Origin of the sequence: Hymenobacter saemangeumensis (assembly GCF_039541835.1) — a bacterium.
In the GTDB taxonomy this organism is placed as follows: Bacteria; Bacteroidota; Bacteroidia; order Cytophagales; family Hymenobacteraceae; genus Hymenobacter; species Hymenobacter saemangeumensis.
Window position 1 is genome coordinate 23,098 of the sequence record NZ_BAABGZ010000015.1, and the last position, 26,353, is coordinate 49,450.

Annotated in this window: 19 protein-coding genes and 1 tRNA gene; 9 read left to right on the plus strand and 11 right to left on the minus strand. The window is 60.3% G+C overall.

Annotated elements, in window-relative coordinates; translation table 11 throughout:
- Positions 1-221 precede the first annotated feature (221 nt).
- Positions 222-1,034: a mechanosensitive ion channel family protein gene (locus tag ABD919_RS07620; RefSeq protein WP_345235357.1), complete on the plus strand. Its 813-nt coding sequence runs from the start codon at positions 222-224 to the stop codon at positions 1,032-1,034.
- A 37-nt stretch (positions 1,035-1,071) separates the two neighbouring features.
- Here the strand turns inward: ABD919_RS07620 and ABD919_RS07625 are convergent, their stop codons facing one another.
- From ABD919_RS07625 to atpD, 7 genes are all read right to left on the minus strand, one after another.
- Complete coding sequence (locus ABD919_RS07625; protein WP_345235359.1) at positions 1,072-1,824, minus strand: fatty acid desaturase; 753 nt, start codon at positions 1,822-1,824, stop codon at positions 1,072-1,074.
- Positions 1,825-1,979: 155 nt separating this feature from the next.
- Positions 1,980-3,821 carry an FG-GAP-like repeat-containing protein gene (locus ABD919_RS07630; protein WP_345235362.1) on the minus strand — a complete coding sequence of 614 codons (1,842 nt, stop codon included), beginning with the start codon at positions 3,819-3,821 and terminating at the stop codon, positions 1,980-1,982.
- A gap of 54 nt (positions 3,822-3,875) precedes the next feature.
- Complete coding sequence (locus ABD919_RS07635; RefSeq protein WP_345235364.1) at positions 3,876-5,015, minus strand: trans-sulfuration enzyme family protein; 1,140 nt, start codon at positions 5,013-5,015, stop codon at positions 3,876-3,878.
- A complete protein-coding gene (locus ABD919_RS07640) occupies positions 5,016-5,927 on the minus strand; it encodes a tetratricopeptide repeat protein (protein ID WP_345235366.1) in 912 nt (303 codons plus the stop codon).
- A gap of 83 nt (positions 5,928-6,010) precedes the next feature.
- Positions 6,011-7,093 (minus strand): AI-2E family transporter, encoded by a 1,083-nt coding sequence (locus ABD919_RS07645; protein ID WP_345235368.1) that lies wholly within the window; start codon positions 7,091-7,093, stop codon positions 6,011-6,013.
- Between the two features lie 188 nt (positions 7,094-7,281).
- Positions 7,282-7,527 (minus strand): ATP synthase F1 subunit epsilon, encoded by a 246-nt coding sequence (gene atpC / locus ABD919_RS07650; RefSeq protein WP_345235369.1) that lies wholly within the window; start codon positions 7,525-7,527, stop codon positions 7,282-7,284.
- 99 nt (positions 7,528-7,626) lie between these two features.
- Complete coding sequence (atpD, locus tag ABD919_RS07655; protein ID WP_345235371.1) at positions 7,627-9,132, minus strand: F0F1 ATP synthase subunit beta; 1,506 nt, start codon at positions 9,130-9,132, stop codon at positions 7,627-7,629.
- A 287-nt stretch (positions 9,133-9,419) separates the two neighbouring features.
- On the opposite strand from atpD, the gene ABD919_RS07660 reads away from it, so the two are divergent.
- The 4 genes from ABD919_RS07660 (at position 9,420) to pth (ending at position 12,186) form a co-directional block, all read left to right on the plus strand.
- Positions 9,420-9,492, plus strand: a tRNA-Gln gene (locus ABD919_RS07660).
- Positions 9,493-9,628: 136 nt separating this feature from the next.
- Positions 9,629-10,555 carry a ribose-phosphate pyrophosphokinase gene (locus ABD919_RS07665; RefSeq protein WP_345235373.1) on the plus strand — a complete coding sequence of 309 codons (927 nt, stop codon included), beginning with the start codon at positions 9,629-9,631 and terminating at the stop codon, positions 10,553-10,555.
- Between the two features lie 303 nt (positions 10,556-10,858).
- Positions 10,859-11,431: a 50S ribosomal protein L25/general stress protein Ctc gene (locus tag ABD919_RS07670; RefSeq protein WP_345235375.1), complete on the plus strand. Its 573-nt coding sequence runs from the start codon at positions 10,859-10,861 to the stop codon at positions 11,429-11,431.
- 188 nt (positions 11,432-11,619) lie between these two features.
- On the plus strand, positions 11,620-12,186 hold the full coding sequence (pth, locus tag ABD919_RS07675; protein ID WP_345235377.1) for an aminoacyl-tRNA hydrolase: 567 nt from the start codon (positions 11,620-11,622) through the stop codon (positions 12,184-12,186).
- A 223-nt stretch (positions 12,187-12,409) separates the two neighbouring features.
- Here the strand turns inward: pth and metG are convergent, their stop codons facing one another.
- Entirely contained in the window at positions 12,410-14,452 is a 2,043-nt protein-coding gene (metG, locus tag ABD919_RS07680; RefSeq protein WP_345235379.1) for a methionine--tRNA ligase, read from the minus strand.
- A 231-nt stretch (positions 14,453-14,683) separates the two neighbouring features.
- Here metG and ABD919_RS07685 point away from each other — a divergent pair, with 231 nt between their 5' ends.
- Positions 14,684-15,403, plus strand: a complete 720-nt coding sequence (locus ABD919_RS07685; RefSeq protein WP_345235381.1) for a hypothetical protein — start codon at positions 14,684-14,686, stop codon at positions 15,401-15,403.
- Between the two features lie 182 nt (positions 15,404-15,585).
- On the opposite strand, the gene ABD919_RS07690 is transcribed toward ABD919_RS07685, so the two are convergent.
- The 3 genes from ABD919_RS07690 to msrB form a co-directional block, all read right to left on the minus strand.
- Positions 15,586-15,942 (minus strand): hypothetical protein, encoded by a 357-nt coding sequence (locus ABD919_RS07690; protein ID WP_345235383.1) that lies wholly within the window; start codon positions 15,940-15,942, stop codon positions 15,586-15,588.
- A gap of 70 nt (positions 15,943-16,012) precedes the next feature.
- Positions 16,013-16,777, minus strand: coding sequence for a DUF3050 domain-containing protein (locus tag ABD919_RS07695; RefSeq protein ID WP_345235386.1), 765 nt, complete (start codon positions 16,775-16,777; stop codon positions 16,013-16,015).
- Positions 16,778-16,953: 176 nt separating this feature from the next.
- Positions 16,954-17,511 (minus strand): peptide-methionine (R)-S-oxide reductase MsrB, encoded by a 558-nt coding sequence (gene msrB / locus ABD919_RS07700; RefSeq protein ID WP_345235388.1) that lies wholly within the window; start codon positions 17,509-17,511, stop codon positions 16,954-16,956.
- 238 nt (positions 17,512-17,749) lie between these two features.
- Between msrB and typA the strand changes: the two genes are divergently transcribed.
- The 3 genes from typA (at position 17,750) to ABD919_RS07715 (ending at position 26,315) form a co-directional block, all read left to right on the plus strand.
- Positions 17,750-19,561, plus strand: coding sequence for a translational GTPase TypA (gene typA / locus ABD919_RS07705; protein ID WP_345235389.1), 1,812 nt, complete (start codon positions 17,750-17,752; stop codon positions 19,559-19,561).
- Between the two features lie 314 nt (positions 19,562-19,875).
- The gene (locus ABD919_RS07710) at positions 19,876-20,643 is read left to right on the plus strand and encodes a T9SS type A sorting domain-containing protein (protein WP_345235391.1); all 768 of its coding nucleotides are present in this window, start codon (positions 19,876-19,878) and stop codon (positions 20,641-20,643) included.
- 362 nt (positions 20,644-21,005) lie between these two features.
- A complete protein-coding gene (locus tag ABD919_RS07715; protein ID WP_345235393.1) occupies positions 21,006-26,315 on the plus strand; it encodes a tail fiber domain-containing protein in 5,310 nt (1,769 codons plus the stop codon).
- The last annotated feature ends 38 nt before the right edge of the window (positions 26,316-26,353 follow it).

Here is a 26,353-nt window from a genome sequence, read left to right on the forward strand (position 1 = left end):
CAAGGTTGAGAAAGCGGACAGGTGCTGAAAGCTAAAGTCCTTCCCTACGCGCTACCGGGGCTGGCGGGTTGCCGTCCTGCCCCGGGCAGGGTTAGGCTTGCAATTCCCTTTCAGCCCCCGCTTTTGCAGTATTATTGCACTTCTTCCTTTGCCGGGCCGGCTGGCAGCTGGCGGCTTCTGGCCGGTGGCGGCCGGTTCTTTATCCTCGCAACCCTTGTTTTATGCTTGAAGAGCTCAGCAACGTCGCGCACAGCTATTGGATGCAGTTCCTGTACTTGCTACCGCGGCTGCTAGCGGCGGCGGTGGTACTGGCCCTTGTGTGGGTGGCTTCCGGGCGCCTGCGCGCCTACCTCGCCGTGCGGCTGCAGGCACACGCCGCCGACCCGCTGCTCACCAACTTCCTTACCGAGGTAGGCCGCTGGCTGCTGGTGCTGGGCGGCCTGCTGCTGGCATTGCAGATTATGGGCTTCTCGGGGGTGGTAGGCGGCCTGCTGGGCGGCCTGGGCCTATCGGCTTTCCTGGTGGGCTTTGCCTTCAAGGACATTGCCGAGAACTTCCTGGCCGGCGTTATCCTGGCCTTCAACCGGCCCTTCAACATCAACGACAGCATTCAGATTAAGGACATGAAGGGCAAGGTGCTGGAGCTGAACCTGCGCACCACCCGCATCAAGACCGCCGAGGGCAAGGACATCTACATTCCCAACTCCATGGTGCTGAAGGAGCCCGTGCAGAACTACACCCGCGACGGGCAGATGCGCCTCGACTTTGCCGTGAAGCTCCCCAACACCGCCGATGCCGAGCTCCTCATGCAGCAGCTGCTCGACCAGGTGCGCCGCGAGCCGCTGGTGCTGAACCAGGCCGGCTTCCTTCCTTCGGCCGTAATTGAGGAGCTCAACGACGAAAGCCTCACCGTGCGCGTGTACTTCTGGGCACCTTCCACCGAGTCGCGCAAAGCCCAGGAAACCCGCAGCCGCCTCATCAACCAGGCCAAGCTGCTGTTGTTGAGCACTGCCGGCAGCGTTACGGCCGGCTAGCGCGACTGGCGAGCGGCGACACCACGAGCAGCAGTGCTTAATGATGGTGCTCTTCCTCGGGCGGCGGGGGCAGCTCCCGGGCGGCGCGGTACAGCAGGGCCGTGGGCACCCGGGGGTAGTGGTGGTGCAGGTGGTGAAAGGCAAACGAGGCCGTGATGGGCGTCCAGGCCTGGGCCAGGGCAGCCGCCGTGCGGGCCACGGGGTTGCGCGACGACACGTGGTGCGGAATGTAGGAGGCCCAGATGGGCATGGTGATGCTCATGAAAAAGGCCACGCCCCAGTACACCAGCCCCAGCAGGGAGCCGGTAAGCCAGTACAGCCCCACAAAGGCCAGCAGCAGCAGGCCCGTCAGCGCCGTTTCCATCAGCTGAATGCGGCGGGTGCCGGGGGCAATGCGCAGGGCTTCGCGGCGCAGCATCAGGGTATGCCAGGGGCCCTGCCACAGCACCCGCGAAAAGCTCCAGGTAGCCGGTGCCCCCTCGGGGTCGTCTTCCGTGAGGCAGCGGCCGTGGTGGCGCAGGTGGGTTACCTGCAGGCCGTGCCCGCTTTTCAGGATGAGCAGGCCGCTCAGGGTGAGCACCCGCTTGTTGGCGGGTTTGGCCAGGCCCAGGGCGTTGTGCATGGCGTCGTGCATCTGCACAAAGGCGGCCAGGCAGGTGAGCACGGCCAGCGGCACGGCCAGCCACCACCAGCCCAGCCAGGCCGCCGTGCCATAACTGGCCAGCAGCACCCACGGGCGGGCCAGCTCTACCCGGCGCTGGGCCGGCGTTAGTTGCAGGTTCTGTTGCATGGCTTACAGGTGATTGAGGCGAGGAAAAACGAACAAAAAAGGCTACCTGCTTTCGGCGAACCCGTGGAAAACAAAACTATCCAGTTTCACCTGCCAGCCTACGAACTTGTCTGCTTCGAGGTACAGCCTGTAATGTGCGACACCCGAGCCCCGTATTACTCCAGTACCAGCCGCCGCGTAGTGGAAAGCTTTCCCACCTGCACCTGCAATAGGTACAGGCCCGGAGCCAAATCAGCCACGCTCATTTCGGCCGTGGTAGCGGGCAGCAGACACGAGCTGTTTTTCACTACCTGCCCTTGGGCGTTGCGAAGGATAAGAGTGGCCGCTTTGGCGCCGGAAACAGCGGGCAGTGAGCATGCAAACCGGTGATGAGCCGGATTAGGATGCACCACAAGCTGCTCAGCCAAGCCTGCATGGCCAGTAGCGGCCACGGTGCCTCCATTAAGGCGCATTACAACCTGTCCAAATCCCACATTGGTGCCAACAGCAATAAAGTCAAGGTCACCATCCCCGTCCATGTCGGCATTTACCAGTTGGATGGGATAGGTATTGCCCACGTCCATCACCGCATGTACCGGGCCGAACGTGCCTGCCCCGTCATTCTTATACAACTCCACCGTACCAATTATGGGACTGAAATTGGGTGGCGGAGGCGGAACTAGGGGCCGACTGCTGCCCAGCAACAGGTCCGGGTCGCCATCGCCGTCTACGTCGCCCAAGCTCATGCTGCGAATGCCGCCTGATACGGGCAACGAATAGCCACCGCCAAACTGACCGGTGCCATCGTTCAGCCGCAGGTCAACTACCCGCGTGTTGGAGCCGGCAGCAATAGTCAACAAATCAAGGTCACCGTCGTGGTCGATATCGTTCAGCGCTGAGGAAGTCGGGTAAGCCCCTACTACCACATTGGAAGAAATGGCAAACACGCCGCTTCCATTATTGCGATAAATAGTGACGTTACCCGAACCTGGCTGAAAAAAGTTGGTCACGGCGAGGTCCAGGTCGCCATCGTTGTCGATGTCGCCCAATACCACATGGTAGGGATTAGCGCCAACACTATTCAATTGGGAGCCACCGGAGAAAACTCCTGCTCCGTTGTTGAAACGGACGTATACGGTGTTCGAAGAAAGGTATTTGGCTACTACCATATCCAGGTCCCCATCGCCGTCTACATCGCCAAGGGCCACATGCACCAGCTCGTAGTCCAGGATTAGGTCGGCACCGCGGCTGAAAGTCCCTTGTCCATTGTTCAGGTGTACGCTCACAATGTTGTGGTTCAGGGAGGGCTGGAAGTAGGGTACGACGAAGTCCAGGTCACCGTCGCCATCCACATCGCCCACCGCCAAGGCCCGCGGCCAGCGCAAAAGCGGTACTGTCATACCAACTCCAAAGGCTCCCCCACCCAGGTTGATGCTTACCTCCACCCGCTGGTCGGTTTCATTGAGCGTTAATAAGTCCAGGTCACCATCCCCGTCCACATCGGCCGGGGCCACATCGGTCAGGTTGCTGCCACCGCTCATGTTCAGGGTGCTGCCGCCGCCGGGAAAGGTGCCTGGGCTTTGAGGACTCACCGCGGCCGTAAACTGCCAGACCCGTGGCACAGCCAGGGCTTGTCCACCGGCCGTCTGGGCCGCCGAAGTAAGTGCCACCTGCACCGTTTCGCCAGCCTGCCAGCTCACAGCAGGGGCAAAGCTGAGGGTGCTGCCGTTTACACTTACTGTATTTCCAGGGCCGGTAACCAGCCCTCCGCGTTGGGCCGAAAACACCCGGAGCGCCGCGGCCGAGCTGGCCTGCAAGGGCTGGCTGCACGTAGCCGTCACCGGACTATTGCGTGGTACACTCCCTTGATTGGCCGTTGGCGACACCGCCATTACGCCAATTGGCTGCGCTTGCGTAGCCCCAACGAAAACTCGCAGCAAGCCCGCCCAAAGCAAGTAAGCACCAGTAGTCCGCATAGCTTTGGCAGGTAAGAAGTTTACACTGGTGAAGATAAACATAATTGCCCGGCAGGCCACTGCGTGTACTTACCTGATACTCATCCCTGACTCTTTTCAACCTCCCAGCGCCTGGCCCAAATCCGCCAGCAGCTCCTCCACTTCCTCCACCCCCACGCTCAGGCGAATAAGGCCGGCGGTGATGCCCAGGGCCTGCCGCCGCTCCCCGGGCACGCCCCGGTGCGAGGTGCCCAGCGGGTACGAGGAGGAGGAGGCCACGCCGGCCAGCGAGGGTGCCAGCGGAAACAGCTGGGTGCGCTGGAAAAAGGCGTCGGCGCCCTCGGCTGTATCGTTGTGCAGGCGTACCGACATCATCCCGCCAAACAAGCCGTTTAGCAGCTGCGCCTGGGCCAGGTCGTGGCCGGGGTGGGTTTCCAGGCCGGGGTAATACACCTGGGCCACGGCCGGGTGGGCCGCCAGGAAGCGGGCCACGGCCAGGGCATTTTCCGAGTGCTGCCGCATGCGCAGGCGCAGGGTTTTGAGGCCCCGTACCGTAAGCCAGCTTTCCATGGGCGCCAGCGTCAGGCCCAGGTTGGTGCCTACCTGCCGCAGGCGGTGGCCCAGTGCTTCGTCAGCAGCAACCACCACGCCGGCCATCACGTCGGAGTGCCCGCCCAGGTACTTGGTGGCCGAGTGCCACACCATAGCGGCACCCCAGCTCAGGGGCCTGGTCAGGATGGGCGAGGTAAAGCTGCTGTCGATAAGCAGCTTTACGCCCTGCTCCCTGCAGGCAGCTGCCAGCCGGGGGCCGTCGAGCACCGTGAGCAGGGGGTTGCTCAGCACTTCGGCCAGCACCAGCCGGGTGGTGGGCTTCACCCAGCGGCCCAGGTCGTAGAGCTCGGCCAGCGGCACGTAGTCGGTGCTGATGCCCAAGCGGGTCATCTCCTGGGTGAGCAGCACCACCGAGCCCCCGTACAGCTCTTCAGGGCAGAGGATGTGGTCGCCGGCCTGGCAGGTAGCCGCCACGGCCGCCAGCAGCCCGCCCAGGCCCGAGCCGGTGGCCACGCCCCCACCCGCCGCGCCTTCCAGCCGGGCTACTTCATTCACCAGCTCGTCGGTGTTGGGGTTTTCGGCCCGGGAGTAGCAGTAGCGCCCGTTGTGGCTGGGGGCGGTGTAATATTCTTCCAGCTCGGCCAGGGAGCCGAACTTAAAAACCGAAGTCTGGTAGATGGGGGTGACTTTGGGGTGGATGTTCATTTAGCGCAGTGCTTGAATTTTCTGGGTATAGTTGGCAACCTCTTTCTCCATGTCGGGCATGGCTTTCAGCCGCGCCAGGTAAGTCATTGCCTCTTTCTTTTGTTTGAGCTCAACCGCGATACGGGTGAGGGCCAGCACAGTATAAGGGTCGTTGGGCTCCAGGGCATCCGCCTGCTTCATCTGCGCTGCCGCCGGAGCCCATTTTTCGTTTAGCTGGTAATACACGCCCAGGTTAAACGGCCCCAGCGAGCTTTGCGGGTAGTGGGTTTTAATTAGCTCGGCCAGCTGCCGGCCGTACTCCTTGGCTTTTTTTTCGTCGCGGGGCCGCATATCCTGCGGCAACACCAGGGGCTTTTCCACCCAGTAATGGTTAGCATATCCTTCCAGTGCTTTCGGCAGAAACTTCGCTTCGGGCTCGGGCAAGGGCAGCCCATCGCGCCAGAGCCAGGGCTTGCCGCTCTGGGCCCGGTCGGCCAGCGCTTCTTTTAATACCTGTACCTGGGCAGTCGGCTCGTCCCAGTTCTGGTAGGTCATGGCCAGCCCAAAGCGCATATCCAGGCGGTCGGGCGCGAGCCGAATGCCCTCCCGCAGCCGGGCCGAGCCCAGGCGCATCAGGCGATAGGCCCGCTGCATCTGCGCCTTGGTGGAATCGGCCTGCCGCTGTATTTCTCCCTTCTTCAGGGCCTTCTCGGCCTCCTGCTCGGTCAATATCGTAACGGCACCGTCCCCGGAATTCTCTTTCAGGTAATCTGCTTCCATCACCAGCAGGTTGAAGCGCATGATGTAGGCCTCCGGGTCGTTGGGCTGCTGCTGCTCCCACTCTTTTAGCACCTGCTCGGCTTCTGCTTTCTTACCAGCTTTGTACAGGGCTATAAAACGCTCTTTAAACCCATCCAAAAAGCGAAAGCTCATTAGCAGGACCGCAAGTGTCAGTAACAGACCGTAGCGCATGTTCTTTACCTGAAAAAGTTGAGCCCACAAGATACAGGCAGCGACTATAACCCGGGATTCTGTGGCTCCGGCGCTGGAGAAGCCGACAGCCGGGCGGCGCGGTTTTCCTTGCGAAACACCTCCATCAGCACCAGGAAGTAAGACACCAGCAGTGGGCCCACTACCAGCCCGATGATGCCAAAGATTTTCACCCCCAGCACCAGCCCCACCAGGGTCACCAGGGGGTGAATATTGCCCATGCGCTGGGCCAGGACGATGCGCAGCACGTTGTCGACGTTGACGATGACGATGGCGCCTACCAGCAAGATGCCCAGCGCCTGCCCTCCCGCCCCGTGCGAGTACTGAAACAAAGCCGCGGGCCCCCACACCAGGGGCGTACCCAGGAAGGGAATAAAGGCCAGGAAAAATGCTACCACGCCCCAGAAAAGCGGGTCTGGCACGCCAAAAATCCAAAGCGTAAGCCCCGTCAGCACGCCCTGCACCAGCGACACCATCACCTGCCCGAGCACGTTGGCATTCACGTTGTTTCGCAGCGAGTCGCCCAGCTCCAGCAGGGTGTCGCCCCGAAACGGCAGGTAGCGGCGCAGGCCCAGCAGGAAGTAAGTGTCGTGCATGAACATGTAGTACATCGTGAACAGCATCAGGCCCACCACCATCAGGAAGTTGAGCGCCCCGCTGGCCAGGCTGGGCAGCCACTTGCTCACCTGCCCGGCCCCCTGCAGCAGCAGCTGCCGCAGGTTCATCTGCTCGGTCAACTGAAAGCCACTGGCTTTTTCCAGCTTGTGTATCACCTCCATAATCTGTTCGGGGTGCCGGGAGAAGGCCACCAGCCGGTCGATGAGCAGGGTGCTCAGGGCATAAAATGGAATAACAAGCGTCACCAGGGTTACCAGCAAAATGAGAATGGTAACCAGCCGCCGGTTCCAGTGCCGCCGGTGCACCAGGGCCTCCCACCAGGGCCGGAATACTACGAACAGAATACCGGCTCCCAGAAAGGCCGTCAGGTACTCGGCGAGTCCCATCAGCATCAGGGCGGCCAGGCCAATCAGGGAAGCCACCAGCAGCACATGCCGCTGCCGGGGAGTGTAGATATTTTCGACGGCGGCAAGCAGGTCCTGGGGTTTCAAGGTGGTGTTAGTTAGTCGTATTGAAGTTATAGCATCCAACAGCCCCTACCCTGCCGCGCCCTGACCAGCCCGTAGCCAGTCATGCATCTCCGCCCTTATACGGCATTGTTGCGCTTTCGCAAAGCCGCCAAAGAAAAAAGCCGCTCCGGCAGAACCAGAGCGGCTTTTCAAGCCAAAGCAGCGGCGGCTTAAGCCGATGCGCCTTCAGCCAGTACAATCACGTTGTTGCGCAGCACTTCCACTACGCCACCTTCGATGCGAATGGACTCGCGGCCGTTGGCACCGGTAAGGGTAACTTCTCCGGCTTTCAGGGCCGAAATCAGCGGGGCGTGGTTGTTCAGCACTTCAAACGAACCATCGGCGCCCGGAAACACGGCCGCAACTACTTCGCCTTCAAAGACCTTGCGGTCGGGGGTGATGATTTCTAAATGCATAGTTTGGTTGTCAGTTGTTGGTTGTCAGTTGTCAGGTCGTTCTGAAAACAGCCATCAGAACAAGCTGACAACTGACAACGAACAACTGACAACTACTCCTTACTTCGCTTCGGCAATCAGGCGCTCGCCTTTGGCAACGGCGTCTTCGATGGTGCCTACCAGGTTGAAGGCCGCCTCGGGCAGGTGGTCGTACTTGCCGTCGATGATTTCGTTGAAGCCGCGGATGGTCTCCTTGATGTCAACGAGTACGCCTTTGAGGCCGGTGAACTGCTCGGCTACGTGGAAGGGCTGCGACAGGAAGCGCTGCACGCGGCGGGCGCGGTTCACGGTCTGCTTGTCTTCTTCCGAGAGTTCGTCCATGCCGAGGATGGCGATGATGTCCTGCAGCTCCTTGTAGCGCTGCAGAATCTCCTTCACGCGCTGGGCGGCGTTGTAGTGCTCGGCGCCGATGATGGCGGGGTCGAGGATGCGCGAGGTGGAGTCCAGCGGGTCAACGGCCGGGTAGATGCCCAGCTCGGCGATTTTGCGGCTCAGTACCGTGGTGGCGTCCAAGTGGGCGAAAGTCGTAGCCGGGGCCGGGTCGGTCAAGTCATCGGCCGGTACATATACGGCCTGCACCGAGGTGATGGAGCCGCGCTTGGTCGAGGTGATACGCTCCTGCATGGCACCCATTTCGGTAGCCAGCGTGGGCTGGTAGCCTACGGCCGAGGGCATACGGCCCAGCAGAGCCGATACTTCGGAGCCTGCCTGCGTGAAGCGGAAGATGTTGTCGATGAAGAACAGGATGTCGCGGCCGGCACCGGTGCCATCGCCGTCGCGGAAGCCTTCAGCTACCGTGAGGCCCGACAGGGCTACGCGGGCACGGGCTCCGGGGGGCTCGTTCATCTGGCCGAACACCAGGGTAGCCTTCGACTCTTCCAGGGCCTTCTCGTCGACCTTGCTCAGGTCCCAGCCACCGGCTTCCATCGAGTGCTTGAACTCGGCGCCGTAGTTGATTACGTCCGACTCCAGGAATTCGCGCAGCAAGTCGTTGCCCTCGCGGGTACGCTCGCCCACGCCGGCAAACACCGACAGACCACCGTAGGCCTTGGCGATGTTGTTCACCAGCTCCATGATGAGTACGGTTTTGCCTACGCCGGCACCACCGAACAGACCAATTTTACCACCCTTTACATAAGGCTCGAGCAGGTCGATAACCTTGATGCCGGTGAAGAGAACTTCCGAGGAAGTAGCCAGGTCTTCGAAGGCCGGGGCGCCGCGGTGAATGGAAGCGCCGCCGGTGCTCTTGGGCTGGGCGATGCCGTCGATGGCCGAGCCGATTACGTTGAACAGGCGGCCTTTCACGCCGTCGCCGGTTGGCATCTTGATGGGCGAGCCCATGTCACGAACCTCCGCGCCGCGGGTCAGGCCCTCGGTCGAGTCCATGGCAATGGTCCGCACCCGGTCTTCGCCCAGGTGCTGCTGGCACTCCAGCACCACCACCTGGCCGTTGTCTTTCGTTACCTCCAGCGCGTCGAGGATGTTGGGCAGTTTCGCGTTTTCACCCGCGAAGCTCACGTCCACGACGGGGCCGATGACCTGGGTGATTTTGCCGGTATTCGCCATTGCGTTTTCTTAAAATGAAATTAATTGCGGTTTTCAGGCCGCAAAATTACGGCAGCGCCGCCGCTTTTCCAACCCTTTTCGTTTCTTCCCCCTGCCTACTCAATGGAAAAGCTAATTGGCCATCAGGCAGGTTTTTCTAACTGACAATCAACTCAAAAAGTGGCCCCAGCAACCCGCAAGCCCTACTTTGCCAGAAAAATCTTCAGAAAATTTTTCAGCAAAACCTTGCCTGGCATGAATCGCGTCGTACATTTGCGGTCCCAAACGGCTACTGCCTGGCGGGAAATTGTCCGATGGTGTAACCGGCAACACGCTTGATTTTGATTCAAGAAAGTCCAGGTTCGAGCCCTGGTCGGACAACGACAAAGCTCAAAAAGTAAACGCAAGGCGCTGGCTTCTCCCAAGTTTCGGAGAGGCCGGCGCCTTTCGCTTTTTCCCCGGCGCCTTCCCGCGCCCTCCCAACGCTCTGCAACTCATTTTTCAAGCACCTTCCCCTATGAAACAGGTAAAAATCTTCGCCGGCAATGCCTCCCACGAGCTCGGTGAAAGCATCGCCGCCGCCTACGGCATCCAGCTCGGCGACCTCAGCATTCAGCGCTTCGCCGACACCGAGCTCGGCCCCAGTTTCAACGAGAGCGTGCGGGGCTGCGCCGTATTCCTGATTCAGAGCACCAACCCGCCGGCCGAAAACCTGATGGAGCTGATGCTGATGGTGGACGCTGCCAAGCGGGCCTCGGCCCACTCCGTCAACATCGTGATGCCCTACTACGGCTACGCCCGGCAAGACCGCAAAGACAAGCCCCGCGTGAGCATCGGCGCCAAGGTGGTGGCCGACTTCATCCAGAGCGTGGGCACCAGCCGCCTGATGACCTGCGACCTGCACGCCGGCCAGATTCAGGGCTTCTTCGACATTCCCGTCGACCATCTCGACGGGGCCACCGTCACGGCTCCCTACATCAAGTCGCTGAACCTGGAAAACCTCATCTTCGCCTCGCCCGACGTGGGCGGCGTGGTACGCACCCGGGCCTTCGCCAAGAAGTTCGGGGCCGAGATAGTGGTCTGCGACAAGATGCGCCTGCGGGCCAACGAGATTGCCTCCATGCAGGTGATTGGCGACGTGCAGGGCATGAACGTGGTGCTGGTCGACGACATCGTGGACACGGCCGGCACCATCTGCAAGGCCGCCGACCTGCTGCTCGAGCGCGGCGCCGCCTCCGTGCGCGCCGTGGTAACCCACGCCCTGCTCTCGGGCCCGGCCCACGACCGTATCCGCGCCTGCGGCCTCACCGAGCTGATTGTGTGCGACACCATTCCGCTGCGCCAGGAAAACGACAAGATTCGCGTCATCACCCTGGCCCCGCTCTTCGCCGCGGCCATCCGCAACGTGGTGACGCACGAGAGCATCAGCTCGCTGTTTGTGTAGTGCTGTTTGTATACAGGGTGGCGCGGGGTCGTACCCGAAGGGCTCTGCCCCGTGTCTATTGATTGCAGGCCTCTGGCCTGCGCCGTTAGAACAATTCTGAAGCAAGTCGTTCTGACGGGTGCGGGCCAGAGGCCCGCGGATAGTAGACACGGGCCAGAGCCCTTCGGGTACGACCCCGCGCCATCAACCTTACGCCAGCAGGTTTCGACGTAACCCTTTCTTTTTCCAAGCCTTTCCCCTACCTTTGCGGCCCGTTTCGGCAAAGGTGCCGGGGCGGAATTTCAACTCCCAAAAACTTCTTTTATGAAAAGCCTCGAGATTGTAGGGTTTAAAAGAGCGAATCTCGGTAAGACGGATGCCAAGGCCCTGCGCCTGGACGCCCAAGTACCGTGCGTGTTGTATGGCGGCAAGGACACCGTGCACTTCTCCGTGCCCGCTATCCTGTTCCGCGAACTGTTGTACACGCCTGAGGCGCACATCGTGGACCTGAACGTGGAAGGTGACACCTACCGCGCTATCGTGCAGGACGCCCAGTTCCACCCCGTAAACGAAATGCTGCTGCACGTTGACTTCCTGGAGCTGCAGGAAGGCAAGGAAGTGAAGATGGACATCCCCGTGAAGTACGTTGGCGTATCGCCGGGCGTACTGGCCGGTGGCAAGCTGGTGAGCAAGCTGCGCAAGCTGAAGGTGAAGGCCGCCGCCGAAAACCTGCCCGACTACGTGGAGGTAAACATCAGCGGTCTGGAGCTCGGCAAATCCATCAAGGTGGGTGCCGTAGAAACCAACAACTACACCATCCTCACCAACGCCCAGGCGCCCATCGCCACCATCACCATCCCGCGTGCGCTGAAAGGCGAAATGGCTGCCAACCGCTAATCACCGCTGATTTCCGCTGATTATTCGTGATTACACTGATTTAATTGGCGCGGTAAAAATTCTGAAAAAGGCGCTTCCTGTGAAGCGCCTTTTTCTTTGCCTTTAAAATAAATCAATCACCCGCTTGCTCTTTCTATTTCTGATGGTCGTGCATCAGCGCAATCACAATTAATCAACGAAAATCAGCGATGAAGCTTCTAGTTCTTGCCCTGGGAAATATTGGCCCCGAATACGCCGACACCCGCCACAACATCGGCTTTATGGTGGCCGACTTTCTGGCGGCGAAATACGAGGCCCCGCGCTTCGAGCTGGGCCGCCACGCCTTCGTGACCGAAATCAAGCACAAGGGCCACAGCTATACGTTGGTAAAGCCCACTACTTACATGAACCTCAGCGGCAAGGCCGCTTCCCACTGGCTGAGCACGCTTAAAATTCCGGTGGAGAATATGGTGGTAGTAACCGACGACCTGGCTTTGCCCTTCGGCAAGCTCCGTCTGAAGGGCCAGGGCTCCGCGGGTGGCCACAATGGGCTGAAGCACATTCAGGAAACCCTGGGCTCCGATAAATACGCCCGGCTACGCTTTGGCGTGGATGCTAATTTCCCCAAAGGACGGCAGGTAGATTATGTGCTGAACCCTTTTTCGGCCGATGAGCAGATTGAGCTGCCCACGCACATTGAGAAAGCGGCCGATGCAGTGCTGGCTTTTGGTGCGATGGGGCTAGAGCGGGCCATGAACGTGGTTAATGTGAAGTAAGGAGAACCTGACCCTAAAACAAAAGCGGCCTGCAATTATGCAGGCCGCTTTTGTTTTAAAGCAGTGGAGTAAAGCGAGGTGGTGCCACGAATTCCGCGCAGCGGTTCGTGGCACCACTAATAATCCAGAACGACAGGTCTAATCTTGTTCTATGATGTAGTGGTGGCACGACCAAAAAGTCGTGCCACCACTGTTTAGACTACCGCCTGTTTTAAAGTCGTTATTACATCACGCCGCTGCCGTTACGAACTGCGCCGCCGGGCTGCATGAGCTTCAGGCTGCCGTCGGCGTTTTCGGCCAGCAGCAGCATGCCCTGGCTTTGGATGCCCTTTATTTCGCGGGGTGCCAGATTCAGCAGCACCAGCACCTGCTGGCCCACCAGGGCCTCGGGAATAAAATGCTCGGCGATGCCGCTTACTATGGTGCGCTGGTCGAGGCCGGTGTCAACCGTCAGCTTTAGCAGCTTTTTGGTTTTGGCTACTTTTTCGGCGGCTACAATGGTACCGATGCGCAAATCCATTTTGGCGAAATCCTCGAACGACACGTTTTCCTTGGCGGCCGTAACGGGCGCATTGGCCAGCTGATTGGCTTTTTTGGTATCGAGCAGCTTCTGTACCTGGGCTTCCACGGTGGTATCCTCAATTTTGGCGAAGAGCAGGGCCGGCTCGCGCAGCTCGTGGCCGGCGGCCAGGATTCCGGGGCGGGCGGCGGTAGCCCAATTCCCAAGCTCCAGATTGAGCATGGCGGCCAGCTTCTGGGCCGAGGCGGGCAGGAAAGGCTCCAGCAGCGGAGCCAGGGCCGCGGCAATCTGCAGGCTTACGTGCAGCACCGTACCGGTGCGGGCCGCATCGGTTTTGATCAGGTGCCAGGGCTGGGTATCGGCCAGGTATTTATTTCCGAGTCGGGCTACGTTTAATACTTCAGCCAGCGCATCACGGAAACGGTAATTCTCAATCAGCTCCCCAATTTTAGCCGGGAAGGCATACACCTGATTCAGCGTTTCCTGGTCTTGCTCGGTAAATTCTCCCGCTGCGGGTACTTTCCCTTCGAAAAACTTATGCGTGAGTACCGCTGCGCGGTTCACGAAATTGCCCAGCGTGGCAACCAGCTCGTTGTTGTTACGGGCCTGAAAATCCTTCCAGGTGAAGTCGTTATCCTTGTTCTCGGGGGCGTTGGCACAGAGTACATAACGCAATACATCGCCCTGGCCAGGGAATTCCGCTAAGTATTCGTGCAGCCACACCGCCCAGTTGCGCGAGGTGCTGATTTTATCCCCTTCCAGATTCAGGAATTCGTTGGCGGGTACATTATCCGGCAGAATATAGCCGCCGTGCGCCTTGAGCATGGCCGGGAAAATAATGCAGTGGAAAACGATGTTGTCCTTGCCAATGAAATGCACCAGCTTGGAGCCGCTGTCTTTCCAGTACGTTTCCCACTCATCGGGAAAAGCCTCCTTGGTGGCCGAGATGTAGCCGATGGGTGCGTCGAACCACACGTACAGCACCTTGCCTTCGGCGCCGGGCACCGGCACGGGCACGCCCCAGTCGAGGTCGCGCGTCACGGCGCGGGGGTGCAGGCCCTGGTCAATCCAGGATTTGCACTGCCCGTACACGTTGGTTTTCCAGTCGTTTTTGTGGCCTTCCACAATCCATTCGCGCAGCCAGGGCTCGTACTGGTCGAGGGGCAGAAACCAATGCTTGGTATCGCGCAGCACGGGCTGGGCGCCGCTGAGCATGCTGCGCGGATTGATTAGCTCGGTGGGACTGAGCGAAGTACCGCAGCGCTCGCATTGGTCGCCGTAGGCATTCTCATTGCTGCAGTTCGGGCAGGTGCCCACAATGTAGCGGTCGGCCAGAAACTGCTGGGCCTGCTCGTCGAAATACTGCTGCGTGGTTTGCTCAATAAATTTTCCGTCGGCGTAAAGCTTTTTAAAAAAGCCGCTGGAAACCTCGGCGTGGGTGGCCGACGAAGTGCGCGAATACACGTCGAACGAGACGTTAAACTCCTGAAAGGAGTCGCGTATCAGTGCGTGGTATTTATCAACTACCTGCTGGGGCGTTACCCCTTCTTTCTGGGCCCGGATAGTGATGGGAACGCCGTGCTCGTCGGAGCCACAGATAAATTTTACATCCCGTCCCATTGACCGCAGGTACCGAACGTAAATATCTGCCGGCAAATAAACACCGGCTAAATGACCAATATGCACCGGCCCGTTGGCATAAGGCAAAGCTGCCGTAACGGTGTATCGCTGAGGGAGAAAAGACATTATTAAAATTGTAAGAAGCGTCTGACTAAAATAATTTACCCGGGCACAAGCCCAATTAAACCAGATTCAGCAGGCGCTGGGCAATGAAAAAAAGCAGAAGTAATTCAACAAAACAGGCTACAAACCGTTTGACACATATTCCAATTTATATTTGGGCGCGGTTGGCGGAATTAATACCGTATAAACCGATGAAGATTTAGCGTTTAATCCCCCTTCAAAACCTTTTTTCACATGAAAAAACCCGCCACCAAAAATTCTTCGGATAAACGCGTTAAACGCACGCCGGAAGAAAAAACAGCGCGTAAATCGGCCAAAGAAGCTGCCCGGGCTTCGTCGGAAATGACCAACGACCGCGCGGCTAAAAAGGCCAGCCAGAAAAATTCGCTTAAGTCGGCGGCTAAACAATTGCAGAAAGAGCTTAACAACCGCATGAACGAAGTGGTGACTCGCATCCGCAAAGAAACGAAAGCCAAGCTGAAGGAGGTAGTGAAGGAGGCCACCCGCCGCATGGACAGCGACACCGAGCGCATGTTTGAGCAGGCGCTGCAGACCATTGTGCGTCATTACGACTCCATGACTACCATGGGCAGCAGCAGCGACAACAACGACAACCGCAAGGACCCGGCCTCGACCAACGACGGCAGCGCCCGCAAGCCCCGTACCACCCGCGCCGCAGCCGAAGCGGCCACCAGCGACGACGCTGCCGCCGCGCCCAAGCGCCGGGGCCCCAAGCCCGGCAGCACCCGGGCCGCCCGCAAGCCAGCCGCCGACGCCACGGCCGTGACCGATGAAGCTCCCAAGCGCCGCGGTCCTAAGCCCGGCAGCCGGGCTACCGGCGCCCGCCGCGGTCCCAAGCCCGGCGCGAAAGCCGCCGCTGCTGCGGCGAGCCCGGAGGCCAGCGACGTAATGAACTCTGCCGACAGCCCCAGCACGGGCGAAGTCAGCGCTTAGCAGTACAGCAGGTTTAGGGAGCGCCGCCAGCAAGCTAAGCCTGCCCCGGCCCCGAAGAATGCCTGATGTGCGCTCACAGGCACGGAAAGCCTGCTCCGGGAAATGGCTTGTCAGGCTCCATTGAAATAAAAGCCCGCCTCGGCATTGCCAGGCGGGCTTTTTTGTGCGCTTACCAACCCAAATCAGGGCCGGGCGCGGGAGGAATCAAAAGGAATGTCGAAATCGTAGTCGAGCCGCTCGTAGCGGGTTTTGGTGGTGGTATTGTTGGGTGCGTTTGTATTCAGTGTTTCCGGCCGCTTGCGGCGGTTAATCTCAGAGGCATGCTCGCCCAGCCCCATCCGGTTGGGGGTAGCATCGGGAACGGCAGTGCTGTGCCCACCGCTACGGTAGATGGCGCGCCGCTCAGCATCGGTGCGCACTTCCCTGGGTACAGCCGGGGCAGCCGTTTCGCTGGCCTGGTCGCTGGTGGAACAGGCCGCCACGGCGTACAGGCCCAGCAGGCCTGCACAAGCACCGAGTCGAATTTTATTGATAGTCATAGCCATAAAAAAAAGGCCGCCCGAAGCCGGGGGCCTTCTTCAAACGGCAAGCGCTGCCCAACAGTTGGCCTCAGCTAAAGGCCACGGGCTGTTTGGAAGCCGGCTGGGCACCGTCCCACAGTATCATGCGGGCCTCCATGCAGGAAATAGCCACCTGCTGGCACTCCAGCCAGCGCTGGGGGTCGCCGGCGCACAGCTCCCGCACCATCTGCTGGGCCAGGGGGGTATGCACCTCTTCGTCGAGCTGAATGTGGCGGTCGAGGTAGTAGGTGAAGGTATCGAGCTGCCCCGGGAAATTAACTTTCAGCTCGGCCACAAACTGCCGGAACATGGCCGGAATAACGTCCTCCCGTCCGAAGGTAAAGGCCGCCGCAATGGCATGCGTGCGTCCGGAATCGATGATGCTGAAGGTGTGCTCCACAAACTGGCGAACCGAGCCAGGCACAGCGGCCTCCTGCAGGGCTGCTGGCACGCTGCGGCCGGCCGCCAGAGATGCCAGCAGCTGCCGGATTGGGCCGGTGTTGGCCCCGCACTCGTCCATGGCCCGCAGGTAGAGCTCGAAGTGGCTGATGGGCTGGCCCTGAGGGTCGACGTCGCTTTCCTCCTCCAGCACTATCTCATTAATCAGCCGGCGCGTGGTGGCATTGGCCGTAGGCAGCCAGGGCACTGTCACGCAGGTCAGGTCGCGCTGCAGGGCTTTGAGCAGCGACATAAAGTCCCACACCGCAAACACGTGATGCTCCATAAAGCGCTGCAGGTCGGCCAGGGTGTCGAGCCGCTGGTAGAGGCGGTTGTGAAGCAACACCCGCCGGGCCGGCGATATGGCTTGAAGCAAGTAATGAACGGGGTCGGTTGCCGGATTCATAATAAAAGACAGAATTGCACTTTTTTAATCAGCGCTACTTTGCGAGATATCCCGTTGTTAAGGTACAAAACAAACGCAAAAGCCCCGCAGCATGCTTTGCTACGGGGCTCAAATTTGTGAATTTTCCTAGAAAAGTACAGACTAGTCTACTTTTTCTTCTCAAACATCAGGGCGTCGCCGTCTATGCAGTAGCGGAGGCCGGTTGGGGCCGGCCCGTCGTTGAATACATGGCCCAGGTGGCCGCCGCATTTGGCGCACACCACTGCGTCGCGGGTCATGCCGTGGCTGGTGTCGGAGGCTACTTTTACGCTGCTCTCGGTGGCTGGCGCGAAGAAGCTGGGCCAGCCGGTGCCGGAATCAAACTTCAGGTCCGACGTGAACAGCAGGTTGCCGTCGGCCGCGCAGTAGTAGCTGCCGGCCGCGTGGTTGTCGTGCAGCGTGCTGCTAAACGCGCGTTCGGTGCCCTGCTGGCGGAGGATGTAATACTGGGCCGGGGTGAGGGCTTTGCGCCACTCGGCGTCGGTTTTGCGAACCGGAAACTCATCGGCTTTGCCGGTTACCAGCGGCGGCTGCGGGTAGCGGCGGGTCTGAACGGCCGCGCCGCGTGGGCCCTTGGGCTCGGCCGGGGCCCGGCGGGCATCCTGGGAGCAGGCGGGGTTAAGCAGCAGCACGGAAAAAAGGAAAAGCAAGAGGGTAAAGCGCATGGGAGGGGATTGGTTAAGCACGTGCATGGCCAACATACGAAAGCCGATGCTGGTTCGGGTTGGGCCATAGACGCGGCCGGGGCGGGAACCTTACAGACGGGCTAATTGATTTAGAGCGAAATCCTTGGCTTCCTGCCAGCGTTGCAGGCATAACGGAGCCGGCGAGTTGTTAAACATTGATTACCACAAGGATTTGCGCCTTTTTTTACGTACCTTTGCACCCGCAAAAACACAACACATGGCCCAGAACATTCGGAATATTGCCATCATCGCTCACGTTGACCACGGCAAAACCACCCTGGTGGATAAAATTATCCACGCTTCCAAAATTTTCGATGCGCACCAGCAATTCGACGACCTGATTCTCGACAACAACGACCTGGAGCGCGAGCGCGGCATTACCATTGTTTCCAAGAACGTATCGGTACGCTACAAAGACGTTAAAATCAACATCATCGACACCCCCGGTCACGCCGACTTCGGCGGCGAGGTAGAGCGGGTGCTGAAGCTGGCCGACGGCGTGCTGCTGCTGGTGGACGCCTTCGAGGGCGCCATGCCGCAGACCCGCTTCGTGCTGGGCAAAGCCATTGACCTGGGCCTGAAGCCCATCGTGGTGGTGAACAAGGTGGACAAGGAAAACTGCCGCCCCGACGAGGTGCATGAGCAGGTATTCGACCTGATGTTCAACCTCGGCGCTTCGGAAGACCAGCTGGACTTTGTGACGCTGTACGGCTCCTCGAAGCAGGGCTGGATGAGCACCGACTGGAAGCAGAAAACCGACGACATCACGCCCCTGCTCGACGCCGTGGTGGCTTCTATTCCGCCGGCGCCGGTGCTGGAAGGCACCCCGCAGATGCAGATTACCTCGCTCGACTACTCGTCGTTCGTGGGCCGCATCGCCATCGGCCGCGTGCACCGCGGCACCCTGAAAGAAGGCGCCAACATGAGCCTGATGAAGGCTGACGGCTCCATCAAGAAGGTTAAAATCAAAGAGCTGCAGGTATTTGAAGGCTTGGGCAAAGCCAAAGTATCGGAGGTGAGCAGCGGCGAAATTTGCGCCGTGACCGGCATCGAAGGCTTCGACATCGGCGACACGCTGGCTGATGCCGAAAACCCCGAGGCCCTCGAGCGCATCAGCATCGACGAGCCGACGATGAACATGCTGTTCACCATCAACAACTCGCCGTTCTTCGGCAAGGAGGGCAAGTTCGTGACTTCGCGCCACCTGCGTGACCGCCTGTTCAAGGAAACCGAGAAGAACCTGGCCCTGCGCGTGCATGAAACCGACCGCGAGGACACCTTCCTGGTGTACGGCCGGGGCATTCTGCACTTGTCGGTACTGATTGAAACCATGCGCCGCGAGGGCTACGAGCTGCAAGTGGGCCAGCCCCAGGTGCTGTACAAGGAAGACGACAACGGCAACCGCCTCGAGCCCATCGAGCACCTGGTGGTGGACGTGCCCGAGGAAACCGCCGGCAAGGTGATTGAGCTGGTGACCATGCGCAAGGGCGAGCTGACCATCATGGAGCCCAAGGGCGACCTGCAGCACCTGGAGTTCAACATTCCCAGCCGCGGCCTGATTGGCCTGCGCAACAACGTGCTGACGGCCACCGCCGGCGAGGCCATCATGAACCACCGCTTCCAGAGCTACGAGCCTTTCAAAGGAACCATCCCCGGCCGTATTTCCGGCTCGCTGATTTCAATGGAAAGCGGCCCCGGCACGGCTTACACCATCGACAAGATGCAGGACCGCGGCGAGTTCTTCGTGGACCCGGGCGAGGAAGTGTACGGCGGCCAGGTAATTGGCGAGCACACCCGCCCCAACGACCTGACCATCAACATCCAGAAAGGCAAGAAGCTGACCAACATGCGCGCTTCGGGCTCCGACGAAAACGTGAAAATTGCGCCCAAGCGCCAGTTCTCGCTGGAAGACGCCATGGAATACATCCAGAAGGATGAGTACCTGGAAGTAACGCCCAAGAGCGTGCGCATGCGCAAGATTCTGCTCGACGAAAACGAGCGGCTGCGCTACGCCAAGCAGGCTGACTAAGTGCCCGTTTCCTAAAACAAGAAAGGCGCAGCTTCGGCTGCGCCTTTCTTGTTTTTAACTGGGAGCAGGCAACGCATGCAGCGCTGGCTTCGATTTGCTAATATCTAGGTACATTGTTGGGCAAACCCTGCTTTTACCTACAGCAGGCAACCCTTTTTGCTTGTTGTCGGTCGACTTTCTATTCGTCCTCAATTTCCGTACACCATATGAAACTTCTTTCAACCCTTCTTTTTGTGGGCTGTACTGCAGCAGCCCTTCCCCTGGCCGCGCAAAGCGGTATTACTGCGGGGCAAACAAGCGGTATGCATCACCGGGTGCGTACTGTACAGTTTGGCTGCTCCCCGGCCTCCAACACCATCTGCCAGGAACTGGACCTCGACGGCGACGGCAGCAATGATGTATCCCTGGCTCATGCGCAAGTGAGCACGGGCGGCCTTAGCGGGGTAGTGTACTACGAAGTGAGGGCTTTGCGCACCAATGTGGAGCTGGCCGGAGCTGATTCGGCCACCTGGAACGGCAGCCGCAACTCTTACGCCCTCCCCCTGGCCCTCGGCGAGGATATTGACACTCCTGCCCGCGCCGTAGGACGCTTTACCTCCTGGCGGCAGGGCACAGCCACAGCACCAGCCAAAGTAACCATCTTCTTTTCCCAAAGCGCCGGCCCCGGTCAGCCCGGGCGGGTGAGTGGCTACTGGCTCGACAGCAACGCGCTCTACTACGCCGGCGCGCGTATTGGAACCGCCCAAAATGGCTACCGCTACGGCTGGATGCTGGTACGGGGCCAGGCATGGGTGGAAAGCTACGCCATGCAGACAGTGCTAACGGGCAGTAGCCAGGCTCGGGCTCTTGCGCTAAGCTTGTACCCCAACCCAGCCCTGCAGGAAGTGGTGCTTACACTGCCAACAGCTAGCAGCGGGCAGGCTACCCTTCGCGACTTAAGCGGCCGGGCCATCAGCCAGCAGGAACTCAACAGCCGGTCTGCCACTCACTCCATTTCCCTGGAGCAATTACCAGCAGGGGTATACCTGTTAGAAGTTCATACCCCGGCGGGAAGCGCTACGCGACGCATTCTTAAGAAATAAGACCTACCTGTTGCCCCTCCCCCCAATAAGAGGTAGCAGGGGCCTACTTCTTCACAGGCGCTGCCAGAGGCAGTGCCTTTTTTCATTCCCTATTGTTCATCAATAAGTTCTCAACAATAGCAGCATCGATGCTAGTGGGCTACTAGCATCTTTATGCTAGTGAAATAACTATGTTTTAGGGTACTCCGCTCTTTACCTTTGAGCTACCATTTCCTTGCTATTCGTCTGCTTTAGAAGAGCGAATAACGGGGTTATGGGAAGTCAAAACCTGACTGACACGGCACGAATAACACTGACTTACTGCGCAACAGTGTTGAAACCGGCCATTTCATAGCTGCTTTTTAAACTCTTACTCTTTTTTCATGAAACAGCTTTTACTTCCCTTATGCTGGGGCGTATTACTTCTAACCCTGCCGCTGGCCTCTCAGGCCCAGACGCCGGGCGTAGGTATCGGCACCACCGCGCCGGACGCTTCGGCCGCCCTCGACATTGTATCGTCTAACAAGGGTGCCTTGCTGCCGCGTGTAGCATCGGTATCGGCTGTAACCAGCCCGGCCACGGGTTTGCTGGTATTTCAGACCGGCGCTCCGGCAGGCTTTTACTATAATGCCGGCACCGCTGCCGTTCCCAACTGGCAGCAGATTGCCACGGCGGCTGGCGCGGCTATCACCGCCAATAACGGCCTGACCAAGACCGGCAGCAACGTGCAGCTAGGTGGTGCCCTGACGCAGACCACTACCATTACGCAAGGCGGCAATAACTTGAATATTACCGGCGGCAACGTCGGCATTGGCGGTTCGCTTGGCGTGGGCACCCTCGCTCCCACGCTGGGCCTGGACGTAGCCAACGGCACTTTGGGCGTGCGCAACGGCGCGGCCTGGGACCACCAGTACCTGTTCCATGACGGCAGCACCAGCTTCTACCGGGCGGGCGGGGCCGAAGGCGGGCTCTCACTTCAAGTAGGCGCCAGTGCCATTGGCACTTACGGTGATGCCAGCCAGAACTACCGCGACGTGATGCGCCTGATGCCCTCGGGCAACGTAGGCATTGGCACAAGCGCTCCCACCGCCGTACTGGACGTGAACGGCACCACCCGCCTGCGGGGGCTGACCACGGCTGGCATTGTAACGACGGATGCCTTGGGCAACCTGACCAGCGGCACGGCCGCCAGCCTCGACGCCACCACGGCCAGCAATGGCCTGACCGAAGTGGGCAATGACGTGCGGCTGGGCGGTGCCCTGACCCAGGCTACCACGCTGGCCGCCGGCAACAACAGCTTCAGCATTACCCAGGGCACTCCTGCGGGTGCGCCCGCCGTAGACCAGAACAACCTGACTGTAGTTGAAAGCGGCTTCAACAACGGTAACCACTTCCAAACCTTTACGGCCGGCGTGACCGGCAACCTGACGCAACTGGAGCTGCGCCTGGGCTTTTCTAGCGGCTTTACGCCGGGGTTCACGCTCAATATCCGCAGCGGGGCCGGTACCGGCGGAGCCATCCTGTACACGGCGAACCTGAACTTTACGTCGGTAGGCTCGCAACAGAACTATGCCTACCCCATCACCGGTGTCGCTTTGACGGCCGGGCAGGTATACACCATTCAAATTCTGGATACCTCCACCCAGACTTTCTGGAGCTTCAATAACGCAGACTCCTACCCGGCAGGTGGGTCGGACGTGTCCGCGACCCAGGACCGGCTTTTCCGCACCACCATGCAGGCGGGTGGCACCGGCACGGTGCTGACCGCCGTGACCGGCCAGGTTGGGGTGAACACCGCCGCGCCGACGGCTACCCTGCACGTAGGAGGCGCTACCTCCACCGTGCGCCTGGAAGGCCTGAGCGGCACGGGCACGCGCCTGGTAACGGCCGACAGCCAGGGCAACCTGAGCAGCAGCACGGCCTCCACCCTGGATGCCACCACGGCCAGCAACGGCCTGAGCCTGGTAGGCAACGACGTGCGTCTGGGCGGTACCCTCACCCAGGCTACCACCATCAACCAAGCCAACTTCAACCTGGGCTTCACTGGCACCGGCAACGTGGGCATCGGCACCACCACGCCCGGCCAGAAGCTGGATGTGGCGGGCGTGATTCAGTCCAGCAACACGGTGGTGGTTGACTTCGCCCAGACCAACACCGGCACGGCAGCCAGCGCCCTGCACTTCGGCAGCGCCGGAAGCGGCGAAGCCATTGGCAGCAAGCGTTCGGCCGGCGGCAACCAGTTTGGCCTGGACTTCTACACCGGCAACGCTTCGCGCATGAACATTGGCCTCAACGGCAACGTGGGCGTAGGTGTGGGCACGGCCATCCCGGCCAACAGGCTGCAGGTAGTTTCGGCTGACAACAACATCCCCACCAACATTGCCGACTTCCAGGCCCTTAACCTGACCCAGGGCATTGGCGTGTGGTGGGGCGGCCTGCGCAAAACGGGCACCAATGTTAACAGTGAATTTGCCATCGACAGCAAGGGCACAGGCAACGTGGTGCTGAACGCCAACGGCGGCACCGGCAATGTGGGCATCGGCACCGCTACTCCAGGTACCAAGCTGGACGTCAATGGTGTAACGCGGGCTACGGCCTTTACCTTCCCCGACCCCTTTAACGGCGGCGACCCGGCCGGCGTCATCACCTCGCGGGCCGTACCGGTAGGCCAGGGCGCCCCCGGCAACCCGGGCGCGGAGATTGCCGAAACCATCATCTTTCAGGGCAACGACGGCACGGCCTGCTGCGGCCCCGACCGCATCACGCTGCGCGCCCCCCTCATTCGTCTGCAAACGTTCAACAACGGCGCCGGCAGCATCGACGACAACGCCGCCTCGATTGACCGGTTTACCATTGACCCCAATGGCACCATCAACGTCGCGGGCATGGTTGGCGTAGGCACCCGCGTGGTGACAGCCGATGCCGCCGGCAACCTGAGCACGGGCACGGCCGCCAGCCTCGACGCCACCACGGCCAGCAACGGCCTGAGCCTGGTAGGTAACGACGTGCGCCTGGGCGGTACCCTCACCCAGGCTACCACCATCAACCAAGCCAACTTCAACCTGGGCTTCACTGGCACCGGCAACGTGGGCATCGGCACCACTACCCCTGGTCAGAAGCTGTCGGTAAACGGGAACGTGTTTATTCCCAGCATCAACGACTACCTGATGCGCGACACCAACCACGGCATCGGCTGGTATGGCGACATCAAGCCCTGGAACGGCATCAACGTGGACGGACCCGTTGTGTACGGCTTCAGCGGCGGTTTGCTCGGCACCAACCAGGGCGGTACTCGCACCACGGCCCTGACCTGGAACGCCAGCGGCCGGGTAGGCATTGGCACAACTTCCCCGCAAAACCTGCTGGACCTGGGCAACTCGCTTGGCAGCAGCCCCAGCGATGTAGCGGCCAAAAAGCTCAGCCTGTACAACAACGCCAGCGGCAGCGACTTCTACGGGTTTGGCATATCTGCCGGACAGATGCACCTCTACACCAATGCCTTGGCCAACGGAGCTCCCCGTATGAGCTTTAGCAACAACGGCAACGTGGGCATCGGCACCACGGCCCCCACGGCGGTACTGGACGTAAACGGCAGCACCCGCCTGCGCGGGCTGACCGGTACTGGCAGCCGCGTGGTAGTGGCCGACGACAACGGCAACCTGAGCGCCGGGCAGGCGTTCCCTGACGGCACCAACTTCATTCAGAACCAGAACGCGCTGGACCAGGCGGCCAACTTCCGCATCAACGGTAGCGGCGTGGCAGGCGGCTCGCTCACGGCCGGCGGCAACCTGGTAGTAGACAACGCCCAGCTCAACACGGGCACCTTCAATAACACCCTGCGCTTTGGCAGCATCGGCAGCGGCGAAACCATCGGCAGCAAGCGCAACGCCGGTGGCAACCAGTTCGGGCTGGACTTCTATACCAGCAGCATCAACCGCATGAGCATTTCCAGCGTTGGCAACGTCGGCTTCGGCACCTCCGCCCCTGCAGCCGCCCTGCACCTGTACGGTGGCTCAAGCGGCGGCTTTACGCCAACCAACGGCTATGGCGCCATCATGTTCGGCAACGGGGGCGTGACCCGCGCCTCTTCCATCCAGACCCTGGACGACGGCAACTTCGGCGGCGGCCTGTTCTTCAACGTGCACGCCTCGACTGGCGGCGACAACTGGCCGACGGGCACTAGCACGGCCATGACCCTGCGGCCCAATGGCTTTGTTGGCGTGGGTACTATCACCCCGGTTACCCAGCTGGCCAACACCAACCTGAACATTGTAGGTACGGACGGCAACGGCATCAGCACTCAGTCGCTGAACTGGGTAAGCAACGCCGGCGGCTTTGCCGGCGCAATCGGCAACTTTGCTCCTGCCGGCGCCAACAACGGCCTGGCCGTGAAAGTGAGCGGCACCACGGGCCTTGCCCTTGACGTCAGCCAGGGCGCAGCCGTATCAGGTGTAGGAACTTCGCTGTTTGCCGTACGCGGTACGGGCAACGTGGGCATCGGCACGAACGCCCCCAACTCCCGCCTGAGCCTCTCCCCTTCTACTACCGAGGCCAAAATAACGCTCTGGGATGGCGGCAGCACCGTTAACCACTACGGCTTTGGCATCAGCAACTCGCAGATGAACTACCATGTAGATGCCGGCGGCGCAAGCCACGTCTTCTATTCCGGTGGCAAAAACGGCAACGGCACCGAGCTGATGCGGGTAGTCGGCAACGGCCGCGTGGGCATTGGCACCAACGCCCCCGCGACTATACTGGACGTGCGTACCACCGACGGCTCGGCCCGCATAACCGTAGGCACCACGGGCGCTACGGGTGGCGGCATCGTGTTTGGCAATGCCTCCCATGGCATTCAGCGCGGCTACCCGACGCTGAACTCCAACAACAACGTAGGCTTCTACACTACGGCCGGCAACCTGTACCTGGCCACCTCAGGCACCAGCACCACCGAGTTTGAGCTGGCCGCTGGTACGGTGACGCTGGGCAATGACCTGCGTACGCAAAACGCAAACAACCGATTCCGGCGCGCCAATACCCCTCAGGTCTTTACTGACCTGTTTGACCCGAGTTCATCCCCGCTGGGAGTGCATGTCAGCAACAATGAAGCCGAAGAAGGTGGCTTCTGGGCCAATGGCAACTACGCGGCCATCTACAGCCCCGGCGACAACGACCTGGTGAAGTTTCTGGACGAGGACGGATTCGACAATGCTGGTACTGTTTACGATGGAACAGCCCTGCGGGCACGTATCGATGGCAATGGGCAATATTTCCAGGTATCGGACGCCAACGCAAAAAGCAACATCAAGCCCATCACCGATGGTCTGCGCAAGCTCACTTCACTGAGCGGCTATACGTATTCATTCAACCTGCTGCCCAAGGAAGTCGAGAAGGGGCAGAAGCCAATGCAGGCGGCCGGTGTGCTGGCGCAGGAAGTGGAGCGGGTGCTGCCCGAGGCAGTAAGCCAGGAAAATGGTCACTATATGGTGAACTATGCCGCACTGGCGCCGCTCTTCATTCAAGCCATCAAAGAGCAGCAGGTGCAGATTGAAGCCCTCAAAGCCCAGAATGCCGCGCTGCAGGCCAAGGCTGCCCAGGCCGATGCCGACCACGCCGACCTGCAAACGATGAAGGCCCAGCTGGCCCGCCTCCTGGGCGAGACGGCTCCTGCTCCGGCTGCTCAGGCCCGCAAGTAGGTAGCACGGTTTATCTGTCAAGTAAAAAATCCCCTGGC